Source organism: Nostoc sp. 'Lobaria pulmonaria (5183) cyanobiont', from assembly GCF_002949795.1.
Classification (GTDB): domain Bacteria; phylum Cyanobacteriota; class Cyanobacteriia; order Cyanobacteriales; family Nostocaceae; genus Nostoc.
Map to the genome: position 1 here is coordinate 5,980,068 of NZ_CP026692.1, position 14,865 is coordinate 5,994,932.

Consider the following 14,865-nt stretch of genomic DNA (forward strand, 5'->3'; position numbering starts at 1 on the left):
TTCAGGAGTTATAATATAACGTTATTTCACAACCTTCAAACTTTTGAAGCTAATATCATTGCAACCGCTGATAAATCCCCCCATAGCCTGGATTTGTTGTAGATATTCAAGGACGGATTTGGTGATGACTTCTCCCGGCATTAACACAGGAATTCCTGGGGGATAGGGACAGACGATTTCAGCACAGATGCGTTTATTGGTTTGTGTCAAAGGTAGTATTTCACTGACAGCAAAAAAAGCTTCACGGGGAGAAAGTTGTAAAGCATAATCTAGTGTTCTATCTAAATTTTGCCAAACCTGGCTTTTAACAGTCAAGTTGCTTCGGCGATATTCTTTAGCGAGGGTGGTGAAACCTTGCAATAATTGTTCAATATCGGCTGGGGTGTTGCCCAAACTAATGATAAAGGTGAGATGTTGTAGTGAGGCGAATTCAGCAGTAACACCTAATTTCTCATCAAGAATATCATCTGCTTCAAATCCGGTTAAACCTAAACCAGAAACAGTGACAGTTAGTCGCGTTTTATCTAAAGCTATAAAGCCGGGAGAACCTTCCAAACGAGGCATTTCCAAAACTGATAATCCAGGAATTTGACTGATTTTTGTTCTAGCTTCATCAGCAAGTTGTAAAGTGCGAGACATCAACATTTTTCCGTAGAGTGCCATTTGCTGACGCGCTGCATCTAGAGAAGCTAAAAGTAAATAACTAGGACTGGTAGATTGTACGAGTTGCAAAGCTTTACTGATGCGATTGCAATCTATCCTGTTACCTTGAACGTGCAACATCGATGCCTGTGTCATTGCACCAAGTACTTTGTGGATGGATTGTACAGTTAAATCGGCACCTGCGGCTAAGGCTGGAGTGGGTAATTCTGGATGAAAGGCAAAGTGGGCGCCGTGTGCCTCATCTACAAGTAGAGGGATATTATATTGATGTGTAATGCTGGCGATCGCACTCAAATTTCCACAAACACCGTAATATGTTGGGTAAACTGTTAACACTGCTTTGGCGTCTGGATGCTGTTGGAGTGCAGATTCTACAGCACTGGGCGTGATGCTATGGGCAATATCTAAAACTGGATCGTATTCAGGATTGAGAAAAATTGGTATTGCACCAGAGAGAATTAAACCAGCGATCGTAGAAGAATGTACATTGCGAGGCAGAATAATTTTATCGCCTGTGCCACAGGTAGCGAGAATTGCCGCTTCAATACCACAGGTAGAACCATTGACAAGGAACCATGTTTGCGAAGCGCCAAAAGCTACTGCTGCTAGTTGTTGTGCTTCTTGAATAACGCCTTGGGGTGCAAAGAGATTATCTAAATCTGCTAATTCGGTTAAATCAGCGCGAAAGATTTTTGTACCAAGTAAATCAGCCAAGGGTTGAGAAATTCCTTCACCTTGTTTGTGTCCTGGGGTGTAAAAAGGTGCATGGGGTCTTGCTGCATTGGCTTTTAAGGCGTCTAATAAGGGTGTTTGGTTTTGATTGAGCATTAAAAAAAACAAACGGTTAAGAGAACTCCAAAAAATAAATTATCCAATATTATGGGGTGAACATCTTGCCATTAGTGTCAAGTTAAGGCAGAAGCCCAAATGTCCAAGGTAAGTAACTACGCAAAATTAATTACAGTCATTGCAAGCGAAGCGTTCGCAATGACATTGTGTAATGAATTATGTTTACCTACTTATGTTCATCGAATTCGGGGTGTCGTTTATTGAATTCGGGCAGTCGTTCATCGAATTCGGGGTGTCGTTTATTAAATTCGGGCAGCCGTTTCTTGAATTCGGGGTGTCGTTTATTAAATTCGGGCAGCCGTTTCTTGAATTCGGGGTGTCGTTTATCGAATTCGGGCAGCCGTTTCTTGAATTCGGGCAGCCGTTTATTATTTTTGTTCAATTAGTTTTACATTATGATTTGGCAATTGCCGAATTTTTTACTTAAAGGTTCTGCGGGTTTAATAAGTAATCAAACGGATATGATATAATTCCTTACTTTCAAGAATTAGCTTCTTACTGCACGCTCTCTCACCCATTGTTTTAACAGAGGAATTTCAAAATCATATCCTCCATTGATTTTGTGTAAAATATGATAACGCAACAAGCGGGTTAATACCTTTTCAGCAATTTCAGTAGTTATAGGTAATAAAATATCAGTCTTGGCAACTTGTAATAATAATTCTTGACCAATTACCATTTCTTCAGGTGTAGTTCCTGTAAATTCTGTCCAAATATTTGTAAAATAAGGTTGACCGGAAATAAATGCGTCATTAATAGAAGCTTGCAAGAGTTCAGTAGTAATAAAATCAGTATGGTTAAAGTTAGCTTGATTCACCATTGATGCGCCCAATAATTGTAGGCAGTAAGGGTGACAATTGGTAAGCATTAATACTTCCTCTACAATGCCTGGAGCGTAACCCAGTGTAAAAGCTGGATCTGGATTAAGCAGTAAGTCCTCAGCTTCGTTAGGTTCAAGATAAAGCATTTCTATCGGGACAACGCTGATAAAATAGCTACTCCAATTCGGGCCTAATTCCTCTAAAGTTTGCACCCCAGAAAAGAGAAAACCGAGTTGTTCATAATGTTGAATTAAGTGGCGCAGTTCGTCAAATAAACGTAAATTTATTTGTCCCTTTTGGATGGCGGTACCGATTTTTTCAAATTCATCAAGGTTGAGAAGGATGCGCCGTTCTCCGATTTGGGCAAGTGCTTCATCCAACCAATCTTCTAAGGTAGTATAGGGACTAGGTTGAAAATCGGTGCGTTTGGGAATGTTTGGTAATTGAACACCTTGACTTTTGCAGTCTTTATGAATTGCACGGACTAAGCCAAAGCAAAAGTCAGATTCGCTGGTGGTAATGGCGGAACTTTGCATATCCACAAATACGGGGAGAATATCACTGGGAAGCAGGCGGGGAAAGTTATACAAAAAGGAAGTTTTACCACAGCGACGGGGGCCATGCAGCACAAGGGTAGGTCGGTCACGGTCTAAAACTCGACGGACAACTTCATTGGCAAATCTCTGACGACCTTTAAACAAGTTTTTTTGCTCAAGTCGCACCGGATTTCCATATTGGAACGGGTTGATTAGTTCGTCTTGAGAGAGTTTGCGTTGTTCATTTTGTTCCAGTTCAATAACCCTTTGCCAATGTTCCAGTACAAGTGTCCAGCGTTTGATGGCTTCGTCTTTAAGTCCCAGAGAGGGTAATTGGGATTGTAATTGCACAAGCTTGTTATTGATTTTTTCTAATCCTCGTTCTCGTAGGGGTATATTTTTATTTTCAAGTGCAGATTGAATATCTTGAATAATAGTTTGCAAACGAGGAATAAGGATAGAAAGTTCGGGTTTAACCTTTGATAAAGGTGTTTCTGGAGTGGGGGTATCGCTGTTAGAATTGAGGTGATAGAAGGGGGAAATCAGGAAGGGTAATATAGGATGGTCTGAGTTGGCAGTAAAGATTAGTTCTGGAATACTTTGAATTTGCTGGAGTTGGTCGGCGACAATTTGTGGTAAGGCATTTTGTAGGGTTATTTGAAATCCTGGTAAGGAAAAAGTTTGGGTATATTGAAAGATTGTTAAGGCTTGTTGAGGTCTTTCACGAAATTCAGAAACAAGAAGTTGAGCATGATTAGGTAAAGGTATCCACAGAAGTTCGCTAGTGTAAGGAGGTAATTGAAAAAGTATTTTTGCTGTTTGGGGACGTAACTGCCTAATTGTTGAATCTGAAAATCTGAAAAGTTTTAGTAAACAATGAGGAAATGTATAATAACCATTTCTAGAGATAAAGTTATAATTAAAGCTATAATCAGGAAATATTCTGTAATAGCTGACTAAAGTTAGAGGGATAATTAATACTGAAAGCCATCCTAAATTTTGGGCAGAAAGAGCTATTAAAATTACTGTAGTGATGATAAAAACTCTGTTGTCTTTTGCTGGTGCAAGAGCAAAAGCGATTAAACTTGCAACAACCGAAAACCAAGTAAGCGGTAAAGTAGCAACTAGCGTCACGATGAGCGCCACTCCTCCCGCCACGACTCCCGCCACAATGAGCGCCACTCCTCCCGCCACGACTCCCGCCACAATGAGCGCCACTCCTCCTGCCACGACTCCTGCCACTTGTCCCGCCACGATGAGCGCCACGACTCTCGCCACTCCTCCCGCCACGACTCTCGCCACTCGTCCCGCCACGAGGAGCGCCATAACGACCGCCACAAGGAGCGCCACGACGACCGCCACGAGGAGCGCCACGACGACCGCCACGCCCGCCGCGCCCGCCACGACTCCTGCCACTTGTCCCGCCACGACGAGCGCCACTCCTCCCGCCACGACGAGCGCCACTCCTCCCGCCACGACTCCCGCCACTCCTCCTGCATCATCACTATTTTCTATACTTTCTGTTGCTGTAAATAGGAAAATGCCTGTCATTCCACTTACTAACAAGAGAAACAACCAGTTTTGAGTTGCTAACCACGCTCCTAACATCACGCTGATTGTTCCTCCCACCACCATCACATTAAGAGCAAGGGAAAGATGTTGTTTTTTTAACAGTTGCAATATTAACCAAACAGTTAATGATACAGATATTCCAAAAACTGCAAGACCTATACCCATTTGAGGTAAAGGAGGTAAAAATTTAATAGCTTCTATTAAGCCCTTTAACCATCTATCAGGCTGATTTAATACAACTATCAACCACAACAAGGGGATAACCAGTCCTAAAGGTAAAAATAAAACTCCTGTCGTATAAGCAATTAACATTACACAAGGTAACTGTAGCCAATCCAACAATTGATTACGCTCAATCAGTCTTAAAATAAGAGGAATATTAAAAATAAATAATAGTAATAAATACTGATTAATAAATCGTAACTTTCCGTACAACAAAATCTCAAAAAAAATTGTGTCTGGTCTGCGTCCATCTTTTTCTTTTTGAGGCAACCATTCATTCATTCGTTGCTGAAGCCTTGAAGGACAAAACATTGCCCACCAAAATAGTTCCCAAATTTCTTGCAAAAACAGCAACATTTTTTATATTTAATGTTTGAATCTTTGGCTTCTTGCTTTATCTTTGACCTTTCACAAACTCTGCAAAAATACTGCTAAATAAACGCCCATTCTTCCGTAATAAACCATGACGCTGAAGCCTATCTACAATTGCCAGATCGGGAATAGGTAAATTACTCTCTTCCAACTCATAACGTAATGCTAAACGTTCAACTTTGGTTAAATCTTTCCAAAGTTCTTCAAAACGAGGGTTTGCTTGAAAATTAAACTCATTTTTAGCTATTTCTTGATTCCTATTTTGCCACAACATCGCCCCCGCCATCTGCACATAATAGGGCAACCCTCCTGCTAACTCATCTACCCATTGTAATACCGCAGAATTAGGCAGAAATCCTTTCTGGATGATGCTTTGCCAAGCTTCCTCCTCTAATGCCCCTAAAATAGTCGTACTGAAAATATTGGCAAAGGGAGAACCCAGACTCAAAGTTTCGTAAACTTCATTAAGAGGGCGTTTGCTGGCAATTACCATTGTTAATAAACCCGCAGAAGCCTTAGAACGCCAATCTTCTCCCCAATCCTGGAACAATTCCAATCTATCTTTTTTACTAGCAATGGCTTCAAACTCATCCAATAAAATAATTAAACGATACCCTTCATCTACTAAAAACTGTAAGCCATCTTCTACTGCAAAGCCATCTTTATTATCTTCCTTTAACCAAGGATAATTCCCTGTTAGTCTGTGAATCCCTCGCCTTAAGCCTTCAATAATCCCTTCTGGAGTATGAAAATTCCCATTCGTTAAATCTAAGAAAACAACTAAAGGCTTTTGTTCTGGCGAACAAAATTCGCTGATTCTTTCTTTGATATATCGCAATAGAGAGGTTTTCCCATTGCGCCGCAAGCCAACCAAATTGACACATTGAGGACTAATTGCGCCAATGCGGTTTTTAATCTCTAAAATCTCTTTTCTCCGCCCGTAAAAACGTTGTGGAGGAACAGGAAGACCATATTCAAATGGATTATCACCTTTGGGCTTTGGCTGATGAAATTGTTTATTAAGTAAGGCAATTTCGGGAAACTGTTGCACAATAACTTGAGCCGAAATTGCCCGCCCACCTAAATCGCTATCCTCATCACGAGAAAGATGCACAATTCCACACACTTTACCTGTTAGTAAATTTAACAAAGGCGATCCACTAAAGCCTGAGATAACTTGCCCTTGCTTTAACTTATAGAGAATAATATCCTGTTTAAAACTTATTCCTTCATATTTAAAGCTTGCTGAATCCCCCTGCGAATAATCAACTTCGCTATTCTTGGGATAACCAAAAATATATAAATCATCGTTGGTATTGGGTTTTGTGTCATCCAATTCAACACAGGGATGATCCAAACAATCCTCGTACAGTTGTAAAAGGGCTAAATCAAGGGGATATTTGTATAATTGCGTAACTTTAGCTGTGTAATTCTGGTTTCCTGCTTTCCAGAATACTTCCACAGGGTTATCTTTCGAAGATTCGATCACATGGGCGCAGGTGAGAATCCAATTCGGTGCAACAAAAAAACCTGTTCCCTGACTACTGGCAACATTTAAACGCACTGTACAGCGTTGTAAATCGTCTTCGTTACCCATTAATTGCTCTGATCTAGCATCTTTGTAAAAAGATTACCACAACTGTAAGACAATCAACTCTTATTTACCCCATTCCATCGTAATTTCCAGTTTAGCTGTGCCTGTTCCTTTCACAATTAAAGCGGTTAGTTGTCCTGACTCAACTCCAATTTGTAAACCTAGTTTGATACTAAATTTATCTGGTTTGACTGTCTGGCTAATATCTTTTAATGAACCTGCGACATCTTCAGCAATGGATTTAATAATTTCTGTCGCTTGTTTAAAGACTCTGGTTTCATCAGAAACAGGTTGTTCCCCTATAGGCGTAACCTCTACTTTAATTATTTTGCCGTCCGAAAGTTCAAAGGAAACAATTTTGCTTTTATCTGCCATACTTCATTTTTTTATGTTAATTTTTCGTGCAATTATCTTCCTGAATAATGGGAAGAAGGTAGATGGTATTGTTACATTTATCGGGCGCGATTAATTTGAGTCTGGTAACGATTCATAATATGCTACACGTTACTTTGATCGTTTCATTTTTTGAAAGGTTTCAGAACTTTATAAGCAGTAATTACAGCCTAAGTAATTTATATACAGCAGATTCCAACTTGGTGAGGTACAGATTATCGTAAGGGCACAACAATGTTGTGCCCCTACCTGTCTACTTCATTTGCCTGAAAAACGCTGTAACTTTGTATACGTAGCAGATTATTAGCATAGGCGTAGGCATCGCCCTTTAGAAAAAAGTTTTTGGTTTACTGTTCAGGATTGAGAAAAATTGGTATTGTACGCAGAGCGCAAAGGACACAGAGGAAGAAGAGACTCGTTACACAGAATGCTATGCTTGCGTTAAAATCCGTAAGTCCTGTGTAGCTGACTAGATGAGACCTTATCATCAAATCCCGATTTTTGAGTGTGGTGAACCGATAATAGCGATTCCTTTAGAATTGTTTGCGGTGGAATCTCCCCATCCTTATGAAAAATTGGGTGCGCCTTATGGCGATCGCTCCCCCTATTATCTCCGTCAAAGCGTTATTGAAAATTTGCTCCAAGCGCAAAATTATCTTAATTTGCTGCATCCTAACTGGCATATCCAAATCTTTGATGCTTATCGCCCGATCGCAGTCCAGCAGTTTATGGTAGATTACAGCTTCGCCCAAGCAGTGCAGGATAGAGAACTGACTAATGTAGAGTTATCACCAAACCAACGCCAAGAAATTTGGGAAGCGGTTTATGCAATTTGGGCTGCACCTAGTTTGGATGAAAAAACTCCGCCTCCTCATAGTACTGGTGGGGCGGTGGATGTGACGCTAGTAGATGATACAGGGAAAATAGTAAATATGGGTTCGCCGATTGATGAAATGTCAGAGCGATCGCACCCAGATTATTATGCCAATAGCGATCGCTCACAAACGCAAAAGTATCATGTTCACCGTCAGCTATTGCAAGATGTAATGTTAAAAGCCGGCTTTCAACGCAATCCTAGAGAGTGGTGGCATTTTTGTTTTGGCGATCAAATGTGGGCTTGGCTGAATAATCAATCTAATCCAGCCAATCCTGTTACAGCACATTATGGGCGTCTTCCATAGATGCGTTATGCATCTTGAGGATTTAACTCTCTTAACTCGTCGGTGGTGTAAGTACCAATGGGAGTCCAAACTAGATAGGGAAGGAGTAACAGCGCTGCCATTAAAGAAATCGGTAAAACGCAGATTGCCAGGACAACGGCTAAAATCAAACCGATTAGCCCAAGAATTTCGCCGATTTTGAGACTGCGAAATCTTAACATTAGCGGTATATAGGCGACGGTGATAATTTCTACCACGAGATACAAAGCCATTAATAGCCAAGTAATTAGGCTTCCGGGGTTTTTTTGCCAGACAATAGTAGCTGAAGCTCCACCACTGATAAAAATCACAGTCCAGATAACCGGAATCAGAGGCTCAAAAACTAGCCAGCGAGGGCGACTTAATCGTGTAAACCATTTAACATCACGCGGCGTAATCAAGAAACTACCAAGGGCGATGAAGAAAGTTACAGCCCCAATTATTATCCAAAATGGAATCATAATGCATTCAAGTTTTGTGTATTTTGTCAAGTCATATACTGCAAGTTTGACAATTTAGGCTATATGTTTAATCATTCCCTGGTGCGATTCTTAGACCAATCTGAAAAGAATTGTGACCGATGGATTCACAAAATCCAGATAGAGAAAGCAATTCCATAATATTTTTGACTTTTGACTTTTAACTTTTGACTTCCGCCCTGCGGTACTAGGCATCTTGAGGATTGAGACGGATCATCTGCCAAGTGGTATAAGTACCAATGGGACTCCAGAGCAAATAAGGAACTAGTAATAGTGCTGCCCAGTTAGAAAAACCTAAGACTGCAAGTATCAATAAAGCACTAATGATCAAACCTGTGCCACCAAGAATTGTACCGACTTTCAGACTGCGAAGCTTAAACATTACAGGTGTATAGGCAATAGTAACTATTTCTAATAGCAGATATAAACCCATGATTAACCAGGTTGAGGTGCTTCCAGGGTCTTTTTCCCAGACAATATAAGCTGACCAAGCACCGCAAATAAATATTACAGTCCAAATAATCGGAATTGCACCCTCAAAAGTTAGCCATCTCGGTCGTTGTAAACGCTTGAACCATTGGCGATCGCTTGGCGTAATCACGTTTGCTGCTAGAGCAACCAAGAAAGCCACGCCCCCAATCACTATCCAAGATTTAATCATGCCCGTTAGTCCTTTACAAGCGCTATCTATCGCTTAATATCACTCTTTATAGTGTGATTTTGTCAATTTAATTGCTAATTACTCATCATCCCTGAGTTTGAAACTTTGACATCGTTTGGCAGGATTTTAAATTTTGGGAATTGGGAATGGGGCATTGGGCATGGCTACTGCTTTAGAGGCGATCGCACTGCAATTACAAAGCTTTTATGAGCCGACAGTAACAGTGTAAGATAACATAAAAGGCTTGAAACTAGCTCCAGATTTTGGAGTACCGCTTAACTCCAAATCATAAGCTCCTACTTTGGGAAATACAATCTCGGCTCCGGGAATGCTCTTATATTGCTTGGTTGATACATTATGTAAACTTGGCTTTAGCAATGGCGTATCAGTTTCATTGTGAGGTTGAGGGTAGATAGCCAACTGACAGTTACATTGTGTCAGGGGGATTAGTTGCCCACCTTTACGGGTGAGGACAATCCAAACATGAGCGGTTTTACCAGCTTCAGGATTGTCATGGGGTTCAATATGCAGCATCCCGCCCACATCTTGTGATACCTTTTCAGTATGGGCATTAACTGGTGTGGCAATCAGAACAGAAATTAATAATAGCCATCCTAAATTCTTTTCTAGGGTAAAGTGGAACATAGAGTTTATAAGAGTAAACGAAGTAGACCAGGCTAACTGGGGAAAGGCAATTAAAGGAAAATTCAAAGATTTTTAATGCTATTTTTTCACCAGTATTTAGGAACAATAATTTTAAAAGAATAGTTGCGTCAAAAGACAACCTGTCAAACTTTGCCCAAAAATTCTTTACCAACCACTAAAGTTCAATCCCAACTGAAAACTTGTTGATTTCTGAACTTCTAATAAATATCTAACTTAAAGGCACAAGCGATCGCCGCTCTAGAATTAGCAAAGGAAATGCTGAGAGGATGTCTAAAAAGTTTTTTGTATACACCGAACGCTCAGAGATCCCTCTAGATCCTCCTTAAAAAAGGGGACTTCAAGGCTCTTATTCCCCCTTTTTTAAGGGGGTAAGGGGGATTAACCAATATTTGATACTTCTCAGACATCCTCTAAAGCATCTATTCCATAACAAGATGTCGTATTTGCTTCTATATTAAGGTATCTGCTAGCAGGCTAGCGTTGGTCATGATGCAGTTTTGTCAGTTAGCGATCGCACTCTGCAAAGGAACAATGGCATATATGCTAAGATTTCCCAGACGACGAGAGTTAGGATCGGAAGGTAGTCTGTTGCAGACAAGCTAACTATATGACATCCACATCACGTGTTGTTCACAGCGACCCCGATATATTGGGAGAAACCCCTATTTTTATTGGTACTCGTGTGCCGATAAAAACCTTGATCGATTACCTAGAAGCGGGTGACTCACTGGATGAGTTTTTAGATCACTTTCCCAGTGTCAGCCGTGAGCAAGCGATCGCCACTCTCGAATTAGCAAAGGAAATGCTAACCGCCTATGCGAATTCTGCTTGATGAGTGTGTTCCACGACCCTTAAGGCTTCGCCGCACTTGTTGAGCAATGTCAGGTTGCCATTGGCGTAGTTTTGTGTCAAGTTCTTAGATTAAAGCATCTATTTCAAGTTTCTTTTACTCTTGAGTTCCTGAAACTACTATCAAGTTATTCGTTGAATTCGGTTGAAATTCACTGGAATGTTCTGTTTGAGTGAATTCATCAAACAATTTGAAAAACTGATCTAGTGCAGTGTGTTCATCTTGGGAGAAAAATAAAATAATCTGATCCCAAGTATGATTGGAAGTTAAATTAAATCTCTGCTGAATCCAGGTTTGAAATTCTGAAAATTGCTGTTCTTGTAGTGTTTGAGGGATTCCTATCTGGCGACGGGCAAAGCAGTAACCTGCCAGAAAAGTGCGGAGATTGGATATGGAGGCTCGTCCTAAATACATGGCAGGACGTTTCTTTATATTGCAGATTAGGTCATATAAATCAACCATCTGTCCCTCTAGCTTAAAATTCGATTTCGGTGATTTGGAAATTGCCGCCTAAATCTTGGGCAGGGCAGTATAGGTTATTAATCCAGTCTACTCTGGAAATTCCTTCGGGGTGGATGTTATCAAAGATGAGTTCTTGTCCATCAATTTCAACGGCGATCACTTCATGTCGTCCGTTGATGGAGATATTTTGTCGGAGGCGTTCATGGTAGATGTTGCAGAAAGGATCTTCTGTACTACCTGTAAACAGGGTAATCTGTTTACCAGAAATGTTTTGCTCAATGAGGAATTGGCGCAAGGCGATCGCACATGGAACACATTCAAAAATTGGGAACTGTTGAGCGATCGCACTCAGTTGACTATGAATGCTAGCCTTGATCATGATGTACTTTTGTCAATTCCCCAGTGCTAGCTATTAGTGGGCGATCGCTTCATACAATAACTCTACTCTTTTTGATGATCAAACCTAATTCCTAAAAAGATGTCATAAACAAACTCAAAAAAGTCCTTTTTCTGCAACAATCCTGAAGTTTGATAACATCCTTTTTCATCTAACAGGGGCTTCATCAGATAATAGCTGGGTTGGTAATTATACCAAGGAATCGAAGGCCACAAATGATGAATTAAGTGGTAATTCTGTCCCATAATCAAGATATTCAGAATCGGGTTAGGATAGACGCGAGCATTTTTCCAGCGATCGCGCTCCGCAAAAGGACGATGGGGTAAATAGTCAAAAAATAAGCCTAGTGCTATCCCCACCACAAAAGCCGGTATAAACCAAAAATTGAGAATGTAACCCAAAAAGTGGTACTGCACTGAGATATAAACAATTACACCGACAATTAAGCGGCTAATAAACCATTCTAATAGCTCATATTTACGCCACAGTTGCCGTTGAAAGAAAAACACCTCGTGGTACAAAAACCGCACTGCAATCAGCCACAATGGCCCACCCGTAGAGACATAATGATCTGGGTCGTCTTTAGGATGATTAACATGGCCATGATGCTGTAAATGCACCCGCGTAAATACCGGAAAAGCAAAAGCTAGCATCAACGCACTGCCATGACCTAACATTGCATTCATCACCCGATTGCGATGGGCAGATTGGTGACAGGCATCATGAATTACCGTTCCAGCACAATGCAAGGCAATCGTGTTCACGCAAAAGCATAGCCAGTGCGGCCATTCCCAAAGCCAGTAACCAAAGTTGGATAACACCAGCATGGCCACAGCTACAGAAAACAACAGCAGCGTCGGATTGAAATCACCAGGAGGCGCTAAAAATTCCTTGGGTGGGATTGTCAGTGGCTTTTGTGCCTCCGATGCGATCATCTTTAAGATTGACTCCTTCTTAAGCAGACATTACGAATATACGATAAATATTAGTGAATAATAAAGTTTTGCAAAGTTTTGTATGGCAAGATTTATCCACAGCTTTGCATATCAGCAGATGAATAACGCTATGATTCCAGACAAAGCCTAGTCTTTACTGATCAGTGGGGTATGACAATCGGCAAGAAGTTAATGGAATAAACTCCTTCGTTGGGAGGATGGATACAAGATTGATGTACTATATCTAGTCTATCCCACAGCCCCCACTCTCCCATAAACCCTCTCTAACTGCTTATATTTTATTGATATAGCAGTGACTGAAAAGGAGATGCCACTTAAGTTACGATGACTTCCCAGATAGCTCCCTAACTTCAGCCCCTATGCAATTAAGAGATTCTCTGCGCCGGACAAAAATTGTCGCTACTATTGGCCCCGCCACTAGCAGTCCTGAAATGCTCAAGGCGATTATTGAAGCGGGAGCCACGACGCTGCGGCTAAACTTCTCCCACGGAACTCATGCCGACCATCAGCGTAGTATTCGCTTAATTCGGCAAACCGCTTTTGAACTAAATCAGCCAGTGGCTATTCTCCAAGACTTGCAGGGCCCAAAAATTCGCTTGGGGAAGTTTGACAACGGATCTATAGTTTTGGCAAAAGGCGATCGCTTCACCTTGACAAATCGTCCGGTGATCGGTACGCAAGAAATTAGCTGTGTCACCTACGATTATTTAGCCGAGGAAGTCCCAGTTGGGGCAAAAATCCTCCTTGATGATGGACGAGTAGAAATGCTGGTGGAGGAAATTAACCGGGACAAAGGTGATTTGCATTGTCGCATCACCGTGCCTGGTAAACTTTCTAACAACAAAGGCGTAAACTTTCCCGGTGTTTACCTGTCAATTAAAGCAATGACCGACAAAGACCGAGAGGATCTGATGTTTGGTCTAGATCAGGGTGTAGATTGGGTGGCACTTTCCTTTGTCCGCAATCCCCAGGACATGATTGAAATTAAAGAACTAATTTCCAGTACAGGCAAGCAAGTGCCAGTGGTTGCCAAAATTGAAAAGCACGAGGCCATTGAACAAATGGAAGCAGTTCTGGCTTTGTGTGATGGGGTGATGGTTGCTAGAGGCGATTTAGGGGTGGAATTGCCAGCGGAAGATGTTCCCGTACTCCAAAAGCGGCTAATTGCGACAGCAAATCGCTTGGGAATTCCGATCATCACCGCTACTCAGATGTTAGACAGCATGGTGAGCAATCCCCGTCCCACTCGCGCTGAAGTGTCGGATGTGGCAAACGCGATTTTAGATGGCACGGACGCGGTGATGCTCTCCAACGAAACCGCCGTGGGTAGCTTCCCTGTAGAAGCAGTGGCGACGATGGCGCGAATTGCCGAACGTATGGAGCAAGAAGAAGCCCAACACTTAAACTTACGTTCTGTGAGAGATGCCCGCCGCTCCATTCCCAATGCGATTAGTCAAGCTGTTGGTCAAATTGCCGAACAACTAGGTGCAGCGGCAATTATGACCCTAACCCAAACAGGGGCAACAGCTCGCAATGTCTCTAAGTTTCGTCCTCACACACCGATTTTGGCAGTGACACCCCATGTAAATGTAGCGCGGCAGCTACAGATGGTGTGGGGAGTCAAACCGCTGTTGGTGCTAGGATTACCTTCCACTGGTCAGACATTTCAAGCTGCAATTAACGTGGCTCAGGAACTTCAGTTACTGTCCCAGGGAGATTTAGTAGTGATGACTGCTGGCACACTCCAGGGGATTTCTGGCTCTACAGATTTGATTAAGGTAGAGGTGGTAACGGCAGTACTAGGTCACGGAATTGGACTGGGACAAGGTTCAGTGAGTGGTCGCGCACGGGTAGCTAGTACTGGTATGGATGTGAGTAACTTTAATCCCGGAGACATATTGGTTGCACCCCGCACTAGTGCCGATTTTGTGGAGGCAATTCGGAAATCTGCCGGGATTATTACTGAAGAAGAAAGTCTCACAAGTCACGCAGCAGTGATTGGCTTACGTCTCGGTGTACCAGTGATTGTGGGCGTGAAACAGGCAACGCAGGTGATTCGAGATGGGGCGATTATAACGCTGGATCTGCAACGGGGTTTGATTTACTCTGGGGCGGTGAGAACCACTTAGGGGTGGGGAGCAGGGAGCAGGGAGCAAGGGAGAAGCGCTTTCCC

The 14,865-nt window shown here is 41.9% G+C and carries 14 protein-coding genes; 4 read left to right on the plus strand and 10 right to left on the minus strand.

Annotation, left to right across the window (positions count from 1 at the left end; translation table 11 throughout):
* Nucleotides 1–21: 21 nt before the first annotated feature.
* Nucleotides 22–1,491, minus strand: a complete 1,470-nt coding sequence (locus tag NLP_RS26465) for an aminotransferase class I/II-fold pyridoxal phosphate-dependent enzyme (RefSeq protein ID WP_104908927.1) — start codon at nucleotides 1,489–1,491, stop codon at nucleotides 22–24.
* Nucleotides 1,492–1,684: 193 nt separating this feature from the next.
* Between NLP_RS26465 and NLP_RS26470 the strand changes: the two genes are divergently transcribed.
* On the plus strand, nucleotides 1,685–1,939 hold the full coding sequence (locus NLP_RS26470) for a hypothetical protein (protein WP_158680544.1): 255 nt from the start codon (nucleotides 1,685–1,687) through the stop codon (nucleotides 1,937–1,939).
* 60 nt (nucleotides 1,940–1,999) lie between these two features.
* Here the strand turns inward: NLP_RS26470 and NLP_RS34395 are convergent, their stop codons facing one another.
* Genes NLP_RS34395 through NLP_RS26485 form a run of 3 tightly spaced genes read right to left on the minus strand, consistent with a single transcriptional unit; the run spans nucleotide 2,000 to nucleotide 7,004 of the window.
* On the minus strand, nucleotides 2,000–5,020 hold the full coding sequence (locus NLP_RS34395) for an AAA family ATPase (RefSeq protein ID WP_199784701.1): 3,021 nt from the start codon (nucleotides 5,018–5,020) through the stop codon (nucleotides 2,000–2,002).
* A gap of 37 nt (nucleotides 5,021–5,057) precedes the next feature.
* The gene (locus tag NLP_RS26480) at nucleotides 5,058–6,632 is read right to left on the minus strand and encodes a trypsin-like peptidase domain-containing protein (RefSeq protein WP_104908929.1); all 1,575 of its coding nucleotides are present in this window, start codon (nucleotides 6,630–6,632) and stop codon (nucleotides 5,058–5,060) included.
* A 60-nt stretch (nucleotides 6,633–6,692) separates the two neighbouring features.
* Nucleotides 6,693–7,004, minus strand: a complete 312-nt coding sequence (locus NLP_RS26485) for a CU044_2847 family protein (protein ID WP_104908930.1) — start codon at nucleotides 7,002–7,004, stop codon at nucleotides 6,693–6,695.
* A 491-nt stretch (nucleotides 7,005–7,495) separates the two neighbouring features.
* On the opposite strand from NLP_RS26485, the gene NLP_RS26490 reads away from it, so the two are divergent.
* Nucleotides 7,496–8,203 (plus strand): M15 family metallopeptidase, encoded by a 708-nt coding sequence (locus tag NLP_RS26490; protein WP_104908931.1) that lies wholly within the window; start codon nucleotides 7,496–7,498, stop codon nucleotides 8,201–8,203.
* Between the two features lie 5 nt (nucleotides 8,204–8,208).
* On the opposite strand, the gene NLP_RS26495 is transcribed toward NLP_RS26490, so the two are convergent.
* The 3 genes from NLP_RS26495 to NLP_RS26505 form a co-directional block, all read right to left on the minus strand.
* Nucleotides 8,209–8,682, minus strand: a complete 474-nt coding sequence (locus NLP_RS26495) for a TspO/MBR family protein (RefSeq protein ID WP_104908932.1) — start codon at nucleotides 8,680–8,682, stop codon at nucleotides 8,209–8,211.
* Between the two features lie 205 nt (nucleotides 8,683–8,887).
* On the minus strand, nucleotides 8,888–9,361 hold the full coding sequence (locus NLP_RS26500) for a TspO/MBR family protein (RefSeq protein WP_104908933.1): 474 nt from the start codon (nucleotides 9,359–9,361) through the stop codon (nucleotides 8,888–8,890).
* 204 nt (nucleotides 9,362–9,565) lie between these two features.
* The gene (locus NLP_RS26505) at nucleotides 9,566–10,006 is read right to left on the minus strand and encodes a hypothetical protein (protein WP_104910047.1); all 441 of its coding nucleotides are present in this window, start codon (nucleotides 10,004–10,006) and stop codon (nucleotides 9,566–9,568) included.
* Between the two features lie 628 nt (nucleotides 10,007–10,634).
* Here NLP_RS26505 and NLP_RS26510 point away from each other — a divergent pair.
* Nucleotides 10,635–10,859 carry a DUF433 domain-containing protein gene (locus tag NLP_RS26510; protein ID WP_104908934.1) on the plus strand — a complete coding sequence of 75 codons (225 nt, stop codon included), beginning with the start codon at nucleotides 10,635–10,637 and terminating at the stop codon, nucleotides 10,857–10,859.
* Nucleotides 10,860–10,973: 114 nt separating this feature from the next.
* Here the strand turns inward: NLP_RS26510 and NLP_RS26515 are convergent, their stop codons facing one another.
* From NLP_RS26515 to crtR, 3 genes are all read right to left on the minus strand, one after another.
* A complete protein-coding gene (locus NLP_RS26515) occupies nucleotides 10,974–11,339 on the minus strand; it encodes a hypothetical protein (protein WP_104908935.1) in 366 nt (121 codons plus the stop codon).
* 13 nt (nucleotides 11,340–11,352) lie between these two features.
* Nucleotides 11,353–11,718, minus strand: coding sequence for a papain fold toxin domain-containing protein (locus NLP_RS26520; RefSeq protein ID WP_104908936.1), 366 nt, complete (start codon nucleotides 11,716–11,718; stop codon nucleotides 11,353–11,355).
* 62 nt (nucleotides 11,719–11,780) lie between these two features.
* A complete protein-coding gene (gene crtR / locus NLP_RS26525) occupies nucleotides 11,781–12,671 on the minus strand; it encodes a beta-carotene hydroxylase (RefSeq protein ID WP_104908937.1) in 891 nt (296 codons plus the stop codon).
* Between the two features lie 380 nt (nucleotides 12,672–13,051).
* On the opposite strand from crtR, the gene pyk reads away from it, so the two are divergent.
* Nucleotides 13,052–14,821: a pyruvate kinase gene (gene pyk / locus NLP_RS26530; protein ID WP_104908938.1), complete on the plus strand. Its 1,770-nt coding sequence runs from the start codon at nucleotides 13,052–13,054 to the stop codon at nucleotides 14,819–14,821.
* Nucleotides 14,822–14,865: the final 44 nt, after the last annotated feature.

Excerpts from the sequence above, each read along its gene's own strand:
- NLP_RS26480 (WP_104908929.1), bottom strand. The coding sequence starts at position 6,632 with ATGGGTAACGAAGACGATTTACAACGCTGTACAGTGCGTTTAAATGTT.
- crtR (WP_104908937.1), bottom strand. The coding sequence starts at position 12,671 with ATGATCGCATCGGAGGCACAAAAGCCACTGACAATCCCACCCAAGGAA.
- NLP_RS26515 (WP_104908935.1), bottom strand. The coding sequence starts at position 11,339 with ATGGTTGATTTATATGACCTAATCTGCAATATAAAGAAACGTCCTGCC.
- NLP_RS26485 (WP_104908930.1), bottom strand. The coding sequence starts at position 7,004 with ATGGCAGATAAAAGCAAAATTGTTTCCTTTGAACTTTCGGACGGCAAA.
- NLP_RS26490 (WP_104908931.1), top strand. The coding sequence starts at position 7,496 with ATGAGACCTTATCATCAAATCCCGATTTTTGAGTGTGGTGAACCGATA.
- NLP_RS26500 (WP_104908933.1), bottom strand. The coding sequence starts at position 9,361 with ATGATTAAATCTTGGATAGTGATTGGGGGCGTGGCTTTCTTGGTTGCT.
- NLP_RS26495 (WP_104908932.1), bottom strand. The coding sequence starts at position 8,682 with ATGATTCCATTTTGGATAATAATTGGGGCTGTAACTTTCTTCATCGCC.
- pyk (WP_104908938.1), top strand. The coding sequence starts at position 13,052 with ATGCAATTAAGAGATTCTCTGCGCCGGACAAAAATTGTCGCTACTATT.
- NLP_RS26470 (WP_158680544.1), top strand. The coding sequence starts at position 1,685 with ATGTTCATCGAATTCGGGGTGTCGTTTATTGAATTCGGGCAGTCGTTC.
- NLP_RS26465 (WP_104908927.1), bottom strand. The coding sequence starts at position 1,491 with ATGCTCAATCAAAACCAAACACCCTTATTAGACGCCTTAAAAGCCAAT.
- NLP_RS26520 (WP_104908936.1), bottom strand. The coding sequence starts at position 11,718 with ATGATCAAGGCTAGCATTCATAGTCAACTGAGTGCGATCGCTCAACAG.
- NLP_RS26510 (WP_104908934.1), top strand. The coding sequence starts at position 10,635 with ATGACATCCACATCACGTGTTGTTCACAGCGACCCCGATATATTGGGA.
- NLP_RS26505 (WP_104910047.1), bottom strand. The coding sequence starts at position 10,006 with ATGTTCCACTTTACCCTAGAAAAGAATTTAGGATGGCTATTATTAATT.
- NLP_RS34395 (WP_199784701.1), bottom strand. The coding sequence starts at position 5,020 with ATGTTGCTGTTTTTGCAAGAAATTTGGGAACTATTTTGGTGGGCAATG.